General features: G+C 68.2%; 16 protein-coding genes. 8 read left to right on the top strand and 8 right to left on the bottom strand.

Going from position 1 to position 15,170, the window contains the following annotated elements; genetic code table 11:
* Positions 1–3: 3 nt before the first annotated feature.
* From ACFWUU_RS04525 to ACFWUU_RS04540, 4 genes are all read right to left on the bottom strand, one after another.
* A complete protein-coding gene (locus ACFWUU_RS04525) occupies positions 4–3,522 on the bottom strand; it encodes a LamG-like jellyroll fold domain-containing protein (protein ID WP_380172671.1) in 3,519 nt (1,172 codons plus the stop codon).
* A 103-nt stretch (positions 3,523–3,625) separates the two neighbouring features.
* Entirely contained in the window at positions 3,626–4,036 is a 411-nt protein-coding gene (ndk, locus tag ACFWUU_RS04530; protein WP_137253651.1) for a nucleoside-diphosphate kinase, read from the bottom strand.
* A 3-nt stretch (positions 4,037–4,039) separates the two neighbouring features.
* Positions 4,040–4,402, bottom strand: a complete 363-nt coding sequence (locus tag ACFWUU_RS04535) for a DUF4233 domain-containing protein (protein ID WP_137253650.1) — start codon at positions 4,400–4,402, stop codon at positions 4,040–4,042.
* Complete coding sequence (locus tag ACFWUU_RS04540) at positions 4,399–5,760, bottom strand: bifunctional folylpolyglutamate synthase/dihydrofolate synthase (protein ID WP_380172673.1); 1,362 nt, start codon at positions 5,758–5,760, stop codon at positions 4,399–4,401. The genes ACFWUU_RS04535 and ACFWUU_RS04540 overlap by 4 nt, the downstream gene beginning before the upstream one ends.
* Before the next feature lie 74 nt (positions 5,761–5,834).
* Here ACFWUU_RS04540 and valS point away from each other — a divergent pair, with 74 nt between their 5' ends.
* Positions 5,835–8,378 carry a valine--tRNA ligase gene (valS, locus tag ACFWUU_RS04545; protein WP_380172675.1) on the top strand — a complete coding sequence of 848 codons (2,544 nt, stop codon included), beginning with the start codon at positions 5,835–5,837 and terminating at the stop codon, positions 8,376–8,378.
* A gap of 138 nt (positions 8,379–8,516) precedes the next feature.
* Positions 8,517–9,215, top strand: coding sequence for a hypothetical protein (locus tag ACFWUU_RS04550; RefSeq protein ID WP_380172677.1), 699 nt, complete (start codon positions 8,517–8,519; stop codon positions 9,213–9,215).
* On the opposite strand, the gene ACFWUU_RS04555 is transcribed toward ACFWUU_RS04550, so the two are convergent.
* The gene (locus tag ACFWUU_RS04555) at positions 9,212–10,138 is read right to left on the bottom strand and encodes an AEC family transporter (protein ID WP_137253647.1); all 927 of its coding nucleotides are present in this window, start codon (positions 10,136–10,138) and stop codon (positions 9,212–9,214) included. The genes ACFWUU_RS04550 and ACFWUU_RS04555 overlap by 4 nt on opposite strands.
* Before the next feature lie 83 nt (positions 10,139–10,221).
* The gene (locus tag ACFWUU_RS04560; RefSeq protein WP_380172679.1) at positions 10,222–10,710 is read right to left on the bottom strand and encodes a MarR family winged helix-turn-helix transcriptional regulator; all 489 of its coding nucleotides are present in this window, start codon (positions 10,708–10,710) and stop codon (positions 10,222–10,224) included.
* A 71-nt stretch (positions 10,711–10,781) separates the two neighbouring features.
* On the opposite strand from ACFWUU_RS04560, the gene ACFWUU_RS04565 reads away from it, so the two are divergent.
* From ACFWUU_RS04565 to ACFWUU_RS04575, 3 genes are read left to right on the top strand one after another with little or no spacing between them, the layout of a single operon-like run.
* Positions 10,782–11,204, top strand: coding sequence for a PPOX class F420-dependent oxidoreductase (locus ACFWUU_RS04565; RefSeq protein WP_380172681.1), 423 nt, complete (start codon positions 10,782–10,784; stop codon positions 11,202–11,204).
* The gene (locus tag ACFWUU_RS04570) at positions 11,201–11,653 is read left to right on the top strand and encodes a nitroreductase/quinone reductase family protein (RefSeq protein ID WP_380172683.1); all 453 of its coding nucleotides are present in this window, start codon (positions 11,201–11,203) and stop codon (positions 11,651–11,653) included. Before ACFWUU_RS04565 ends, ACFWUU_RS04570 begins: the two co-directional genes overlap by 4 nt.
* Positions 11,541–11,852: a hypothetical protein gene (locus ACFWUU_RS04575; protein WP_380174267.1), complete on the top strand. Its 312-nt coding sequence runs from the start codon at positions 11,541–11,543 to the stop codon at positions 11,850–11,852. Before ACFWUU_RS04570 ends, ACFWUU_RS04575 begins: the two co-directional genes overlap by 113 nt.
* Here ACFWUU_RS04575 and ACFWUU_RS04580 read toward each other — a convergent pair.
* Positions 11,846–12,361, bottom strand: a complete 516-nt coding sequence (locus ACFWUU_RS04580) for a hypothetical protein (RefSeq protein ID WP_380172685.1) — start codon at positions 12,359–12,361, stop codon at positions 11,846–11,848. The two genes, ACFWUU_RS04575 and ACFWUU_RS04580, sit on opposite strands and share 7 nt — an antisense overlap.
* 87 nt (positions 12,362–12,448) lie before the next feature.
* On the opposite strand from ACFWUU_RS04580, the gene ACFWUU_RS04585 reads away from it, so the two are divergent.
* Genes ACFWUU_RS04585 through ACFWUU_RS04595 form a run of 3 tightly spaced genes read left to right on the top strand, consistent with a single transcriptional unit; the run spans position 12,449 to position 13,924 of the window.
* Complete coding sequence (locus tag ACFWUU_RS04585) at positions 12,449–12,952, top strand: sigma-70 family RNA polymerase sigma factor (protein ID WP_137253641.1); 504 nt, start codon at positions 12,449–12,451, stop codon at positions 12,950–12,952.
* Complete coding sequence (locus ACFWUU_RS04590; protein WP_380172687.1) at positions 12,949–13,554, top strand: anti-sigma factor family protein; 606 nt, start codon at positions 12,949–12,951, stop codon at positions 13,552–13,554. Before ACFWUU_RS04585 ends, ACFWUU_RS04590 begins: the two co-directional genes overlap by 4 nt.
* Positions 13,555–13,564: 10 nt before the next feature.
* Positions 13,565–13,924: a DUF4345 domain-containing protein gene (locus ACFWUU_RS04595; protein WP_380172689.1), complete on the top strand. Its 360-nt coding sequence runs from the start codon at positions 13,565–13,567 to the stop codon at positions 13,922–13,924.
* A 1-nt stretch (position 13,925) separates the two neighbouring features.
* Here the strand turns inward: ACFWUU_RS04595 and ACFWUU_RS04600 are convergent, their stop codons facing one another.
* Positions 13,926–15,167, bottom strand: coding sequence for a hypothetical protein (locus ACFWUU_RS04600; RefSeq protein WP_380172691.1), 1,242 nt, complete (start codon positions 15,165–15,167; stop codon positions 13,926–13,928).
* Positions 15,168–15,170: the final 3 nt, after the last annotated feature.

Consider the following 15,170-nt stretch of genomic DNA (forward strand, 5'->3'; position numbering starts at 1 on the left):
TCCTCAGGATCGGGTGGTGACGTAGCCGAGCTGGATTTCCTTGGTCTGGCCCTCGCAGTTCGGGTCGCCGGTGTCGAAGAGCTCGTTCCAGCTCGCGCGGCAACGGAACAGCGGGTGGCTCACGACACCGTCGGGCGGCGCGGTCCAGATGTAGCCCGTCGTACCGACGACCGTCTTTCCCTCACAGGCCGGATCGGTCGAGCTGAACGTGTCCTCGCCGGCCTTGCACTGCATCAGTGCGGTGGTGCCGGCCTGCGGGACCATCGACACGTAGCCCTGCATGCCTTCTGGCTTGTAGTTGCCCGGCACGCGCCCGATGGTCGTGGTGTGGTCGTACGGGTAGTTGGTGGCCAGGTTCCGGATCAGCGGTGCGGTGGCCTTGGCATAGCCGAGCAGGCCTTCGTTGGTCGCACCTTCGCAGTTCGAGTCGTTGGACGCGAAGTGCCGGGTGTTCGGGACCATGCAGCGGTAGACCGGGAGCGACTCGAACCCAGCCGGTTTGGATGTCCACAACTGACCGACCGGACCGAGGACGGCCTTGTTCTCACACGTGGCACTCCTGCTGAGGAAATAGTCCCGGGTGTTGTTGAGGCATGAGTTGACGGTCAGGCCTTCGGATCCCATCGAGCCCAGTGAACCGACGTAGTGCGAGCCCTGCGGCGCCGGACCGGTGGTGACGATGCTGATGCCCTCGTTGGTCAGGTACCTGGCCAACTGCCCGCCGTACGGGTTCGGCCGCTTGGTCACCGGGTTGTCGAACTCCTGCTGCACCTGGTCGCCGGTCCGCGCACCTGTCCACACATGGATGTCGTCGACCTCGCCATGGAACGGCGTCGCCCCGAGCTGACCAGAGCCGACACGGAACGTACCGGTGCTGTTCGCACTCGCCGCTGCGCTCTCGACGTTGCCCGGCTGTTCGCCGTCGACGTAGAGGCGGATCTGTCCGGCAGCCTGGTCGTACACACCAGTGAGCTGGGTCCAGTCCGTTGTCGCGACCGTGTCGGACTCGACAGTCGCCTGATCGACGGAGAAGGCCCACCTGCGGTTGCTGCCGTTGTACTGCAGGGCGAACCCGCTGCGCTGAGCGCCGTCCTGACTCATCACGACCCGGCTGCTGCCGTCCGCCGCGTCCAGCTTCACCCGCACGCTCACCGTGAAGCCGGAGTCCGTCCGTACGACGGGACTGCCGGTGCTGATGCCCTGACCGGTGCCGTTCAGCCGAACCCCTCCGGTGCCGACGGCACCCGCAGTACGGGTCGCGTCCTCGCGGATCGCGCCGAGCCGGTAGTTGCCAGAGGCATCCGACAGCTGACTGCCGTCGGCCTCGTCCATCGGCCAGAACAGCTCCTCGGTCGTCGGACGGCCCGCCAGGTCGTTGATCTCGGGCGCAGTCAGCACGCGCTGGTACAGGCGTACGTCGTCGATCGAGCCGAGCCAGCTGTTCGTGGCCTGCTGCGCCACCTGCGCCCGGCCGAGCTGCGTGAGCCCGGTCGCGGCCCATGGCGTTGCATGCGTTCCGACAGACCCCGGTACGCCGTCGACGTACAGGCGGACCTGCTTGGCGCCGTCGTCGTACACACCGACCAGATGAGTCCACCGACCCGCGACTGCAGGTGCTACAGACTCGGACAGCTCGCGTACGGCGTTGTCGCTGTTGGTCTGCGGCAGGACGAAGTTCCACCGCTGACGCTGCGGGTTGTACTGCAGGAAGAAACCGCTGATCGACGACCCGTCCTGGCTGAGCGCAGTCCGGTACTGACCGTCGACCTGGTCCAGCTTCACCCACGCCGACACCGCGAACGACTTGCTGGTGTTGATGGCGGACTTCGTGCCCAGCGCGACGTACCCGGCCGGCGTTCCGTTCATCCACAGCGCATCGCCGATCCGCCCGGTCCGCCAAGCGACCGCGTCCCCGGCCGGCTTCACCCCGTCCAGCCGGCCGGGGCGATCATCGACGACCGCGGTGTCCGTGCCGTGGCCGTCCAGCCGCCACTGTGCGACGGGCGGCGTACCGCGGCCGACCCAGAACCGGAACTTCTTCTCGACCAGGGACACGTTCCCCGCCTGGTCGACTGCGCGGACCGTCAACACCTGCAGTCCGTCGGACCCAGGTGTCACGAGTGTCCGGGCGACGCCGTCCGAGCCGATAGCGACGTACTTGTCCTGCTGCGGGGTATCGCCCGTCTGGTCAGCTCCCTGCAGCGTGTAGCGGAAGCCGGCCACATCCGTGTCGCGTGCATCAGCCGTGAACTCGAAGCCCCCGGTGAAGCCGGCAGCGCCGCTGGCCGGACAGACCACCTCGTCCGGGCACTCCTTGTACGTCGGCGACGAAACGCCCGGCGCGTACTGCGGTGCCGTCTTGTCGATCGCGTAGTCGCACCAGGCCGACGCGGACTTCGACTCGTGCAGGCCGTCCCAGCCGATCACCTGGAACGACAGCTTCCGGTTGTCGACGTTCAGCGACGCCGGAGTGTCGATGCTGAACCGGCCTGGTGAGTTGAGACCAGTCGTCTCGGCAGAGTGCAGCAGTGTGGTGTGGTCACGCTCGTAGATGCGGTAGCGCGCGGCGACGCTGCCACCGTCCGGGTCGCTGATCGTCGCCCACAGACGCGGACCCCGATTCGGCGCGGGCGGCGGGGCGTACAGCTGCGGGTTGATCCGGATCTCGCCGCTGCCACACACCCGGTCGTTCTCGACCGCCAGCTCGACCGGCGTGTTCGGGCGGGTGTTGTAGGTGACACTGAGGACCGGCGTCGTACCGAACTTCTTCCAGGCCAGCTGGTCTTCCTCGTCGTTGGCCCGGAGCATCACCGTGGTCGAGCCGAGCCCGTTGGCAGGGTTTGTAGACCACTGCACGAAGCCGGTGGTGTTGTACTCGAGGTACTGCGACGGGCAGCCGGTACGGCCCGCGGCGACGTTGTAGGAGCCGATGCCCATCACTGCGGGCGGCTGGTTGTTCCAGGTCATCCCCGGCGAGACCGGCCGCGTACCCCAGGCCTCCACCCAGCGCGGCGAGCAGCTCGGCGCGTGTACTTCCAGTGCCTTGAACGAGCTGGTGAGGATCTCGCGGCCGTTCAGCCAGCCGGTGTCGTACTGGAAGTACGAACGAGCAGCCTGGATCCCGTTGCACCAGCCGTCGTTGTAGCACTGGCCGACCTTCGCGACACCGTCGCCGTCGCCACCCCAATAGCTGTTACCCGGTTTGCCGCGGAAGACAATCGCCCAGCCGCTCATCCCGGGCGCTGTCGGCTGGCCGGGTACTCCGGCCGGCGCCGCGCTGAACGTTGCCGTGAACGTCCCAGCGGGGTTCGCAACCACCCTCGTGGTCGCCGTGCGCTTCACCTCGACCGGTTTCCCGGTACGCCGTGCTTCCGCGCTCGCTCGCGCTTCCGGACCGGTCGTACCCTCCGTAGGCCGCGCGGCGGCTACCGAGCTCTGTACCAGCGATGCGGCGAGCAGCAACGCCGCGAGCACACCGGGTACGACCCGGCGCACACCCCACTTGCCTGACCCACTCCCCACTCGTCACCCCTCCAGATCGGATCGGCCGTGGCGGCCGACGCCGAAATGGTGGGGTGCCGTGCTTTCAAAACGCTTTCAGCGTCCCGAGTGGTCTAAACCGGGGTCAGGGCAGGTCGGGGAACCAGATCTTGATCTCGCGGCTCGCGGACTCCTCGGAGTCGGAGCCGTGGACGAGGTTCTCGCGGTTGGACAGCGAGAGGTCGCCGCGGATCGTGCCGGGGGCAGCCTTGCGGCCGTCGGTGGCGCCGTTCAGCGCGCGGATGACCTCGATCGCCTCGTCGCCCTCGAGCACCATCGCGACCAGCGGTCCGCTGGTGACGAAGTCCCGCAGCGGCGGGTAGAAGGCCTTCTCGACGTGCTCGGCGTAATGCTGGTCAGCCAGCTCGCCGTCGATCGTGCGCAGGTCCATCGCGACGATCCGGAGCCCCTTGGCCTCGAACCGGCCGAGCACCTCACCGACCAGGCCGCGGCGGACCGTGTCGGGCTTCAGCAGGACCAGGGTGCGCTGCGACATCTGTCAACTCTCTCTCGAACTTGGGTGGGCGGCTGAGCCTAACTGCTCGTGCGCTTTCTTGGCCTCTTCGATGCGGCGGCCGAGGACGATCGCGGCGACCCAGAAGGCCGCGAACGCCGCGCCGAGGACGAACATCACCGGGACGACGAAGCCGATGCCGACCGCGCCGACCTGAACCACCGAGCCGAGCACGTACCCGACCTGGAACCTCAGCAGGCCGGCCGCGACGATCGCGAGCACCGCCAGTCCGAGGCAGACCGGTACGGCGACCGCGGGCCGGACGTCGGCGACCGAGATCATCACCGGCGTGACCAGCGCGAGCACGATCGACTCGAACCCCAGCACGATCGACGCGAGCGACCTCATTCCTGATCGGCCTTCGACTTGCGGACGAGCAGGCCGCGCGCCTCGCCCGCGGTGATGACCGAGCCGGTGATCAGGACGCCGCCGGAGCCGAGCGCGACCGCGTTCTCCTCGGCCAGCCGGATCGCGTCGTCGATCGCGTCGATCAGGTGCGGCCGGACCAGCACCCGCTCCTCGCCGAACACCTCCGCGGCCAGTTCGCCCAGTTCCTCGGCCGGCATCGAGCGCTCGACGAAGCTGTTCCGGGTGCAGACGACCGTTTCCATGATCGGCTCGTAGGCCTCGAGGACGCCGTACACGTCCTTGTCCTTCATGCAGCCGAGCACGCCGATCAGCGGCTCGAACTGGAACGCCTCCGAGACCGTCGCCGCGGTCGCCTCGGCGCCGTGCGGGTTGTGGGCGGCGTCGACGATGACCGTCGGGCTCTGCCGGACGACCTCCATCCGGCCGGGGCTGGTGACGTTGGCGAAACCGGCCTGCAGCAGTTCGGTGGTGACGCGGCCGTCCGACTCCGGGCTGGCGCCGAGCAGCGCCTCGACCGCGGCAACGGCTGCGGCCGCGTTGTGCGCCTGGTACTCACCATGCAGCGGGATGTACAGCTCGTCGTACTCACCGCCGAGGCCCTTGATCGAGACGACCTGGCCGCCGACCGCGAGCGTCCGGCTGACGATGCCGAACTCGATCCCCTCGCGGGCCACCTGCGAACCGACCTCGGCGGCCCGGCGGAGGAGTACCTCGAAGACCTCCAGGCTCTGCTGCGACATCACCGTCGTACCGCCGGTCTTGATGATGCCGGCCTTCTCGCCGGCGATCGTGACCGGATCCGCGCCGAGGATGTGCGCGTGGTCGACCGCGATCGGCGTGATCACCGAGACCGTGCCGTCGGCGACGTTGGTCGAGTCCCAGGACCCGCCCAGGCCGACCTCGATCACCGCGACGTCGACCGGCGCGTCCGCGAACACGGCGTACGCCATGCCGGTCATCACCTCGAAGAACGTCAGCGGGTGCTCCTGCTCGGAGTCGACGACGTCCAGGTACGGCGCGAGCTCGGCGTACGCCTCGACGAAGCGCTCCTCGCTGATCGGCTCGCCGTCCAGCGTGATCCGCTCGCGCACCGACTCCAGGTGCGGGCTGGTGAACCGGCCGGTCCGCAGCCCCGCCTCGCGGAGCAGGGTGTCGATCATCCGGGCCGTGGACGTCTTGCCGTTGGTCCCCGTCAGGTGCACCACCGGGTAGGCCTTCTGGGGGTCGCCGAGCAGCTCGACGAGCCGCCGAACCCGGTCCAGGGAAGGCTCGATCTTGTGCTCCGGCCAGCGCGCCTGGAGCAGGGCCGACACGTCGGCATAAGAGAGGTCGCTCATCAGAACGCCCAGTCTAGGTGAGGGCTGTGGATAAGCGTTCGGAGCACCCCTTGACAACCACTACGATTGTGCGCATGAGCCAGACGTCCCGCGTTCCAGACAAGCCCACCCTCGAAGGCCTCGAGGAGAAGTGGGCTGCCGTATGGAAGGAGCAGCAGACCTACGCCTTCGACCGCACCGCCGAGCGGGCCGACGTGTTCTCGATCGACACGCCGCCACCGACGGTCTCCGGGTCGCTGCACGTCGGGCACATCTTCAGCTACACCCACACCGACCTGGTCGCCCGGTTCCAGCGGATGCGGGGGAAGAAGGTCTTCTACCCGATCGGCTGGGACGACAACGGCCTGCCCACCGAGCGCCGGGTCCAGAACTACTACGGCGTCAAGTGCGACCCCTCACTGCCGTACGACGCTGACTTCACCCCGCCGGCCAAACCGGACCCGAAGCGGCAGCTCCCGATCGCCAGGCAGAACTTCGTCGACCTGTGCGGTGAGCTCACCCATATCGACGAGCAGGCGTTCGAGTCGATGTGGCGGACGGTCGGCCTGAGCGTCGACTGGGACCATCTCTACACCACGATCTCCGAGGACTCCCGGCGGACGTCGCAGAGGGCGTTCCTGCGCAACTTCGCCCGCGGCGAGGCCTACCTGGCCGAGGCGCCGACGGTCTGGGACGTCACGTTCCAGACCGCGGTCGCGCAGGCCGAGATGGAGGCCCGGCCGTATCCGGGCGCCTACCACCGGATCGCGTTCCACGGCGCCGACGGCCCGATCTACATCGAGACCACCCGCCCGGAGCTGATCCCGGCGTGCGTCGCCCTGATCGCGCACCCCGACGACGACCGCTACAAGCACCTGTTCGGCACGACGGTGAAGTCGCCGCTGTTCGGCGTCGAGGTCCCGGTCCTCTCGCACCCGGCCGCCGAGATGGACAAGGGCGCCGGTATCGCGATGTGCTGCACCTTCGGCGACCAGACCGACATCCAGTGGTGGCGCGAGCTGCAGCTGCCGGTCCGGACCGTGATCGGTCGCGACGGCCGGTTCCTGCGAGAGACCCCGGCCTGGCTCGAAGGCTCCGCCGAGCTGTACGGCGAGCTGGCCGGCAAGACCGTCTTCAGCGCCCGCGAGCTGATCGTGGCGAAGCTGCGCGAGAGCGGCGACCTGGACGGCGAGCCGAAGCCCACCGAGCGGATGGCGAACTTCTACGAGAACGGCGACAAGCCGCTCGAGATCGTCTCCACCCGGCAGTGGTACATCACCAACGGCGGCCGCGACGACGCGCTCAAGCAGGAGTTCATCGAGCGCGGCGAGGAGCTCGCCTGGGTCCCCGAGCACATGCGCCACCGCTACCTGAACTGGGTCGAGGGGCTGAACGGCGACTGGCTGATCTCCCGCCAGCGGTACTTCGGCGTCCCGTTCCCGGTCTGGTATCCGCTGGACGCCGACGGCGAGCCCGACTACGCGCACCCGCTGATGCCGTCCGAGGCCGAGCTGCCGATCGACCCGACCTCCCAGGCACCGCGGGGGTACGACGAGTCCCAGCGCGGCAAGCCGGGCGGGTTCGAGGCCGACCCCGACGTGATGGACACCTGGGCGACGTCGTCGCTGACGCCGCATATCGCCTGCGGCTGGGAGCGGGACGACGACCTGTTCCGGCGTACCTTCCCGATGGATCTGAACACGCACGCGCACGAGATCATCCGCACCTGGCTGTTCTCCCGCGTCGTCCGGGCCCACTTCGAGAACGGCACGCTGCCGTGGGCGCGGTCGATGATCTCCGGGTTCGTCGTCGACCCGGACCGCAAGAAGATGTCGAAGTCCAAGGGCAACGCGGTCGTCCCGACCGAGATCCTGGACAAGTTCGGCGCGGACGCGGTCCGGTGGCGGGCGGCGATGGCCCGGCCGGGGATGGACTCGCCGTTCGACGAGTCGCAGATGAAGGTCGGGCGGCGGCTCGCGATCAAGGTCCTGAACGCGTCGAAGTTCGTCCTCGGCTTCGGCGCGACGACCGTCGACGCGAGTGCGGTCACCGAGCCGGTCGACCTGGCGATGCTGCAGCAGCTGCGGTCGGTCGTCGCGGATGCCACGGCGGCCTTCGAGCGGTTCGACTACACCGGCGCGCTGGAGATCAGCGAGCGGTTCTTCTGGACGTTCTGCGACGACTACGTCGAGCTGGTCAAGGAGCGGGCGTACGGCGGTCAGGGCGACGCCGCGGCGGCCTCCGCGAAGGCGGCGCTGGCCGTTGCGTTGTCCGTCCAGCTCCGGCTGCTCGCGCCGTACCTGCCGTTCGCGACCGAGGAGGTCTGGTCGTGGTGGCAGGAGGGTTCGATCCACCTGACCAGCTGGCCGCAGCCGGATGTCGATCTCGCGGTCGCGGCACAGGAGCCTGAGGTTCTGGACGCCGTCTCGGAGGTTCTCGCGGGGATCCGCGGGGCGAAGTCCGAGGCGCAGGTCTCGATGAAGACCGAGGTCAGCAAGGTCGAGGTCACCGGTCCGGCTGCGCGGCTGGAGCTGGCCGAGCGCGCCGAGCCGGATCTGCGGGCCGCAGGCCGGATCACCGGCGAGATCGTCTGGCACGCCGACGACTCCGACGCGGTCAAGGTCGTCGCTGCGCTCTGAGCACGCTCCCGGTGCCCGTCTCCTGCTGGAGGCGGGCACCGGCGCGTGTCGCCGAACGACTACCCTGCGAGACCGGTTTGTGCTGATGTGGAAGCATCGGGTCCGAACCCCGTGACCGAACGTCCGAGGAGCCACCCCATGAGCGACCCCACCGACCCGGCGGATCCGAAGCCGACGGAGAAGGCCGTCACCACGGCCGACGCCGGCGCGGACACCGCCGAGCTGGCCGCCGTCCCGGCAAGTGCCGAGAAACCTGCTGGGGAAACACCTGGGGACAAGAAGACCGAGCAACCCAAGAAGAAGTGGTGGCGGCGGATCAAGGTCCGCGGTCCGTGGGTGACCGTCGTCGCGGCGCTCGTCATCCTGCTCGCACTGGCGTTGCTCGGCTACATCTGGGGTCTCGGGCCGCTCAACCGGCTCAACACCGAGCGTGGGATCACCCCGCCGGCCAAGCTGGCCGGGCTCGACCGGATCACCGACGCGAACATCCGTAACCAGCTGCAGCTGGACCAGACGCGCCAGGCACTGAGCCGGATCAACAACGGCAAGCAGGCGACGGTCGAGGCGTACGGGACCATCGACGGCAACCGGATGTTCGTGATCATCGCGCTGCGCGGCAAGGTCGACATCGACAAGACCGTCGCCGACTCCGGCGCGACCGCAGACAACATCAAGAAGATCGGCAGCTCCACCTGCGTCGAGTCGTCCGGCAACCTGCCGACCCAGTGCTACCGCGGCTCCAACACCCTCACGGTCATCGCCCAGTCCGCGAACGAAGGCGTCAACGTCGACCAGGTCGAGCCCGTCGCCGAAGAGGCCTTCAAAGCCATGCGCTAGGCCAGCAGACCCGCGATCAGAATCATCACCGGGATCGACAGCAACGTGCTGAGCAGGACCGCGCTGCGTGCAAGCGTTCGGCTCGCCTTGTAGTGGACCGCGTAGACGTAAACGTTCTGGGCAGTCGGCAGAGCAGCCAGCAGGGTCGGCGCCAGTAGAGCGGTCCCGTGAAGGTCCAGGACCCAGCGGGCAATGGTGTAAGCGACCAGGGGCTGGGCGAAGGTCTTGAGACCTACCGCCAGTACGACGTCCCGCTGCAGGCTGACCGAGTCCTTCGTCCCCGCACTCAAGCTCAACCCGTAAGCGATCAACGCAACCGGCACGGCCGCCGCCGCGACCAGGTCGATCGGCCGCATCACGAGGTCCGGCAATCGTACGCCCAGCAGCGAGAACAGCAACCCGAGCAACGACGCGACGGTCAGCGGATTGCGCAACGGCCGCGTCACCATCGTCCGCACCGACACCCGCCGCCCGGTCCCCTGCCGGTCGTGGTCGAGTACGGCGAACGCGATCGGCGCCATGATCACGACCTGGAACAACACGATTGGTGCGACCAACGCACCGTTCCCGAGCACGTACGCCGCCACCGGTACGCCGAGGTTCCCGGCGTTCACGTACGACGACGCGAGCACACCGATCGTGGTCTCGGACCGTGTGCGCCGCCAGATCGCCACTGCGACCACGACGAACACCACCTGGACCACGAACAGGCTCAGCAGGTTGGTGACCAGCACGACCGAGAAGATTGCCCGCAGGTCTGCCCGCGCGACCGTCGTGAACAGCAACGCCGGCGTCGCGACGAAGAACGCCAGCCGGGACAGCACGAGCTCGTCCTGCGACCGCAGTACGCCGAGAAGGCCGACGACGTACCCGAGGACGGCGACCGCGACCAGCGCGCCGAAGGCACCGATGACGGCGGACACCTCAGGTACTCAACGGCTTCGACACGCCCAGATCGTATCGGAAACCGCTATCCACGCGGCGTCGCGGTTCAGCGGGTGGACGGTCAGCAGCCGCTGCGGCAGCTGGTGACGATGCCGGCCATGGTGGCGCGGAACTGCTCGCGATCGGCCGGGCTCAGGTCCGCGAGCAGCTTGTTGAGCGCCTCGCCGACCTCCGCGTGGAAGGCCGTAGCGGCCCGCCGACCGGCGTCGGTCAGGTTGACCTGCAAGGCCCGCCGGTTGCCCGGGACCGGGGAACGCTCCGCCAGCCCGCGCTTCTCGGCGCGGTCCATCAGTCCGGTGAGCGCAGCCTTCTCCACACCGAAACAGGCCGCCAACTCGGCCATCCCACGCGGCCCGCCGAGCAGCACGCACAGCAGCTTGGCCTGGACCGGCGTCAGATCGTGCCGGTCGGAAACGCGCGCGTAGATGCCTTGCACCAGCGAAGTCAGCTGGATCAGCCCCGCGGCCGCGTCCAGCTGGCCGGCCGCCAGGTCGACGCTGTGCAGCGGACCCGTGCGGACGGCCGCCGGGGCGACCTCCGTCTCACTCACAGCTCCACGGTACAGGGCATGTATAGTTAACGATGCATACAGTAAATGCCATTAACTATTGAGGAGGTCCGATGTCCTTCAGCGACGAGGAGCTCGAGTACCTGCGGTCCCAGCGCATCGCACGGCTGGCCACGGTCGGGGCAGACGGGCAGCCGGACGCCGTACCGGTGGGGTTCGAGTACGACGGCACGCACCTCTACATCGGCGGCGTCGACCCGGTGCGCACCCGGAAGTTCCGCAACGTGCGGGCCGGCAACACCAAGGTCGCTGTGATCCTCGACGACCTCCCGTCGACCGATCCCTGGATCCCCCGCTACCTGCGCATCTACGGCGAGGCCGAACTGGTCGAGCGCACCGGCCGCTTCGGCCCGGGCAACTACCTGCGGATCACGCCGACCACCTCCTGGAGCTTCAACCTCGAAGGCAAGCCGTTCGGGTACGACGACACGGTCAGCACGACGCGCACGGTGCACGACGAGGTGAGTTCGCGATGAGCTTCGACACGAAGGCCGGCACCCGCGGCGCGCGTCAGCCGAAGGGACGGGTGATGCGCTGGATGAACAGCCTGATGGCCCGCCGGATCGGCCGCGGCGCGAAGTTCATGGGCTTCGACGCGTTGGTACTGCGGACGATCGGGCGCAAGTCCGGCGAGGAGCGGCGTACGCCGGTCGGCTGGTTCCCGGGCGCCGACGGCAGCCGCTTGATCGTCGCCTCCGCGGCCGGCGCTCCCGGCAACCCCGCCTGGTACTACAACCTGGCCGCCAACCCGGACATCCAGATCGACATCGACGGCACGACTCTCGAGGTCCACGCCGAGCAACTCCACGGCGCTGAGCGAGCGGAGGCGTGGGACCGCATCACCACGGCCGCACCACGATTCGCGGAGTACCAGGTCAAAACCGACCGAGAACTACCGGTCATCAAGCTGGTCCCGCGCAAGTAACCGATACAACTCCGCGGGCGAACCGTCGTACGCCGGTCCCTGCCCGCCGAGCGGCACGCACCACTACCGCTTCACTGTCTACGCGTTGTCCAAGGCAACCGGCTTCGCCAATGGCACCGGTCTCGACGAGGCCCTCAAAGCCATTGATGCCAGCACTATCGCGCGTGGACGGCTGACTGCGGTGTACAAGCGTCAGTAGCCGTAGCCGCCGCCTCCGGAGGAGCTGGACAGGGGCTGGGTGGGGGCTGCGGCCGCAGTGGTGGTTGCGGCGTGCCAGGTGAAGCTCGTGCCCGAGAATGAGTCGGTCACGTTGTTGCCCTGGGCCTTGCCGGCGCCGGTGTCGAGCTTGAAGGTGTAGAGCGGTTTGCCCTGGAAGGTCAGCTGATCCGCGCCCGTGTCGGAGCGCTTCATCACGCCCAGACCGGTCACCGACTTCGCGTCGGTAGCGGTACCGGTCGCCGGCATCCAGAAGCTCAGGCAGTTGCCGGTGCACTTGACCATCCCGCCGGCCTCCTGGTCGGCGAAGTACAGCGTCTTGCCGGACGAGTCGACCAGCGTCTGACCGACGCCGCTCACGTTCTGGACCGACACCGCGGCCCCTGCCGCAGCCCCGCCGGTCGTCGTTTGAGCGCTCGATCCGCCGCCACACGCAGCCAGCGTTCCCACCGCGGCCACCGTTGCTCCGAGCAACAATACTGTCGTTTTCATCGCTATCTCCTTTCACCAGCAGATACGCGGGATACCGCCGACAGGTTCAGTTGAACCTTCTATCGCTCTTGTGCGTAGTTCTGAGGTGTGGATGACGACACGGTGATCCGCGCGTTGTACGACAAGTACCGGCGGCCGCTCTACGGCTATGTCCTGCGCTCGGTGGGCGGCGACCGTCAGTACGCCGAGGACATCGTGCAGGAGACGATGGCGCGGGCCTGGTCGCACGCGTCGGAACTGGACCCGGACCGGGCCGGCCGCTGGCTGTTCACGGTCGCGCGCAACCTGGTGATCTCCGGGCACCGCAAACAGGCGGCCCGGGTGACCGAAGTACCGATCGACGACCGTGAGTTCGCGGCGCTCGGCGACGACATCGACCACGTGCTGCAGGTTTGGCAGGTGATCGAGGTCATGCGCGGCCTGAGCCACGACCACCGGCAGGTGATCGTAGAGCTGTTCTACAAGCGGCGGACCGTCAACGAGGCGGCGGTGGTGCTCGGCGTACCGCCGGGGACGGTGAAGTCGCGGAGCTACTACGCGCTGCACGCACTCCGCGCGGCGCTGGAGGAACGAGGAGTGACCGGCTCATGACGTGCCCGGAGACGATGTCGATCGGCGCCTACGTCCTCGGTGCGCTGGAGACGTCCGAACGTCGCGCGACCGAGGAGCACCTCGAGACCTGCGCGACCTGCCGCGAGACGCTGCTGCAGTTCGCCCATCTCCCGGGCCTGCTGCACGCCATACCGGTTGAAGACCTCGAGACGGACCAGCCGGAGCCGGCGCCGCTCACGCTTACGAAGAAGAAGCGGCCGCGGCGCTGGGTGCTGGCGGCAGCCTCGGCGGCCATGGTCAGCGGAGTGCTCGGTTGGGGCCTGCTGTCAGCTCCGGCCTCGGCGACCTGGACAGCGACGGACGGAGTCGGCGGGATCGACACCACCGCCAAGCTGACGAGTCACGGCTGGGGCACCGACATCCAGCTCCGGTTGAAAGACCTGCGGCCGGACGAGCACTGCATGCTGATCGTCCACAGCCGCAACGGAACCACCGAGACCGCCGGGTGGTGGGCCTCGAACGGCAGCTACCAGGCGCAGGTACCGGCCAGCACGTCCATCCCCCTGCAAGACATCACCAGCCTCGACGTGGTGACGTCGGCCAACGCCGTCCTCAGCACGATCAGCCCGTCCACGAAGTAGCCTTCGGCAAGTGATCGGGATCATCGTCGTTGCTGTCTTCTTCGCCGGCATGGGGATCTACGGACTCGCCGCACCCGCCGCGCTCGTGCGGCCGTTCGGGATCCAGATCAGCGGGCCGAACGCGCGCAGCGAAGTCCGGGCCGTGTACGGCGGGTTCGGGCTTGCCGTCGCAGGGATGCTCGTCGTCGCACTGCTGGACGACGGGATCCGCCGCGGGGCGGTGATCGCCGTCGCTGTTGCGTTGGCCGGGATGGCGGCCGGCCGGTTGATCGGGCGGGTGTTCGACCGGCCGGCCGCCTTCTATCCGATCTGGTTCTACTTCTGGGTCGAGCTGGTGCTGGCTGCGATTCTGTGGTTCTCCATCAGCTGAATCACCAGCTGTTGTTGGAGATTCCGGTGCCGAGGATGACCTGGTCGTACGTGTTGCCGTCGTTGTCGTCGGTGTAGGCGACAGCAACTTCGGCGTACGGCGAAACCGCGACCGACATCTGCTCCTGCCGGCCAGCCGTTGCAGAGCTGAGCTGCTGCGACGACAGCCGACCGGTGTCCGTGCCGTCCGTGCCGAAGCCCCGGATCCACACGTCGAGGTCAGTGGCCTGGACCGTCCAGCCCACCACGGTCTGCGCCTGGTCGTCGATGCCGATCGACGGTGCGATGCCGGCGGCCGCGACCTGTACGTCGGCGTACCGCGCGACGCCGGTCGAGTCGAACGAGCGCGTGCTGAGCGCCGTACCTGATTGCCATGCGACCGCGAAGTCGCCGTTGAAGTTGGCTGCGACGGCTGCGCGTGTCTGTTGACCTGTGGTCGTCGCGTTGGCGACCCGGCGGGACAGGGTGGCTGCGCCGTTGGTCCGGCCCAGACGGATCAGGCCGATGTTGTAGTCGGCGTTGGCGTCGCCGTCCTCGTCCCAGACGACGACGGCGTCACCCGACGCCGACACGGCCACATCCGGGTTGTGGTGCTGCCCGGTCGTCTGCGAGGCGGTGACCTCCCAGGCGCGCGTGGTCGGTCCGGTGTAGCCGGCTGCCTTCACGGTGGCCGGCGTACCGGTCTGGATGTCCTCCCACGCAACGGTGAACGCGACTGCGGCAGTGGACGGTGCGCCGTCCGGGTCAACAGCAACCCGCGGGTTGATCTGCTGACCAGTCGCGCTCGTGTTGGCGTTGCCGGACGCGGTCACCGTGCCGGCTGTGTTCAGGACGCGGTACGGGATGTTGTAGAAGCCGTTGCCGTCCGGGTCGTCCTGCCACACGACGACCGCGTTGCCCTTGTCGTCGAGGCCGACGTCCGGGTGCAGGTGGCGCCAGCTGGTCACTCCGCTGTCGCCACCGGCGGAGAGCTTCTTCTCGTACACAGCGGTGCCGTTGTGGAACAGCCGCACCCAGATGTCGCTGTGGACGTTGTCGGTCGCGTTGTCGGTGTCGCGGTCGTCCTCCCACGCCACGGCGACGTACCCATTCCGGTTGATCGCTATGGACGCGTTGTCCTGGTCACCGGTGGACACGCTGTTCGCTGTCACCCACGTGGGTGCGGCAACGTGAGCATCGGCGGGTGTGGCTGTGGCAACCAGCGCGGTGGCTGCGAGAGCCCCAAGAGCAAAGATCTTCTTCATGGG

It is taken from the genome of Kribbella sp. NPDC058693, from assembly GCF_042715335.1.
Taxonomy (GTDB): domain Bacteria; phylum Actinomycetota; class Actinomycetes; order Propionibacteriales; family Kribbellaceae; genus Kribbella; species Kribbella jiaozuonensis.

What these genes read in the sequence shown, in the direction of transcription:
- ndk (WP_137253651.1), bottom strand. Translation starts at nt 4,036, where the DNA reads ATGTCGCAGCGCACCCTGGTCCTGCTGAAGCCCGACACGGTCCGCCGC.
- ACFWUU_RS04535 (WP_137253650.1), bottom strand. Translation starts at nt 4,402, where the DNA reads ATGAGGTCGCTCGCGTCGATCGTGCTGGGGTTCGAGTCGATCGTGCTC.
- ACFWUU_RS04540 (WP_380172673.1), bottom strand. Translation starts at nt 5,760, where the DNA reads ATGAGCGACCTCTCTTATGCCGACGTGTCGGCCCTGCTCCAGGCGCGC.
- valS (WP_380172675.1), top strand. Translation starts at nt 5,835, where the DNA reads ATGAGCCAGACGTCCCGCGTTCCAGACAAGCCCACCCTCGAAGGCCTC.
- ACFWUU_RS04550 (WP_380172677.1), top strand. Translation starts at nt 8,517, where the DNA reads ATGAGCGACCCCACCGACCCGGCGGATCCGAAGCCGACGGAGAAGGCC.
- ACFWUU_RS04565 (WP_380172681.1), top strand. Translation starts at nt 10,782, where the DNA reads ATGTCCTTCAGCGACGAGGAGCTCGAGTACCTGCGGTCCCAGCGCATC.
- ACFWUU_RS04570 (WP_380172683.1), top strand. Translation starts at nt 11,201, where the DNA reads ATGAGCTTCGACACGAAGGCCGGCACCCGCGGCGCGCGTCAGCCGAAG.
- ACFWUU_RS04580 (WP_380172685.1), bottom strand. Translation starts at nt 12,361, where the DNA reads ATGAAAACGACAGTATTGTTGCTCGGAGCAACGGTGGCCGCGGTGGGA.
- ACFWUU_RS04590 (WP_380172687.1), top strand. Translation starts at nt 12,949, where the DNA reads ATGACGTGCCCGGAGACGATGTCGATCGGCGCCTACGTCCTCGGTGCG.
- ACFWUU_RS04600 (WP_380172691.1), bottom strand. Translation starts at nt 15,167, where the DNA reads ATGAAGAAGATCTTTGCTCTTGGGGCTCTCGCAGCCACCGCGCTGGTT.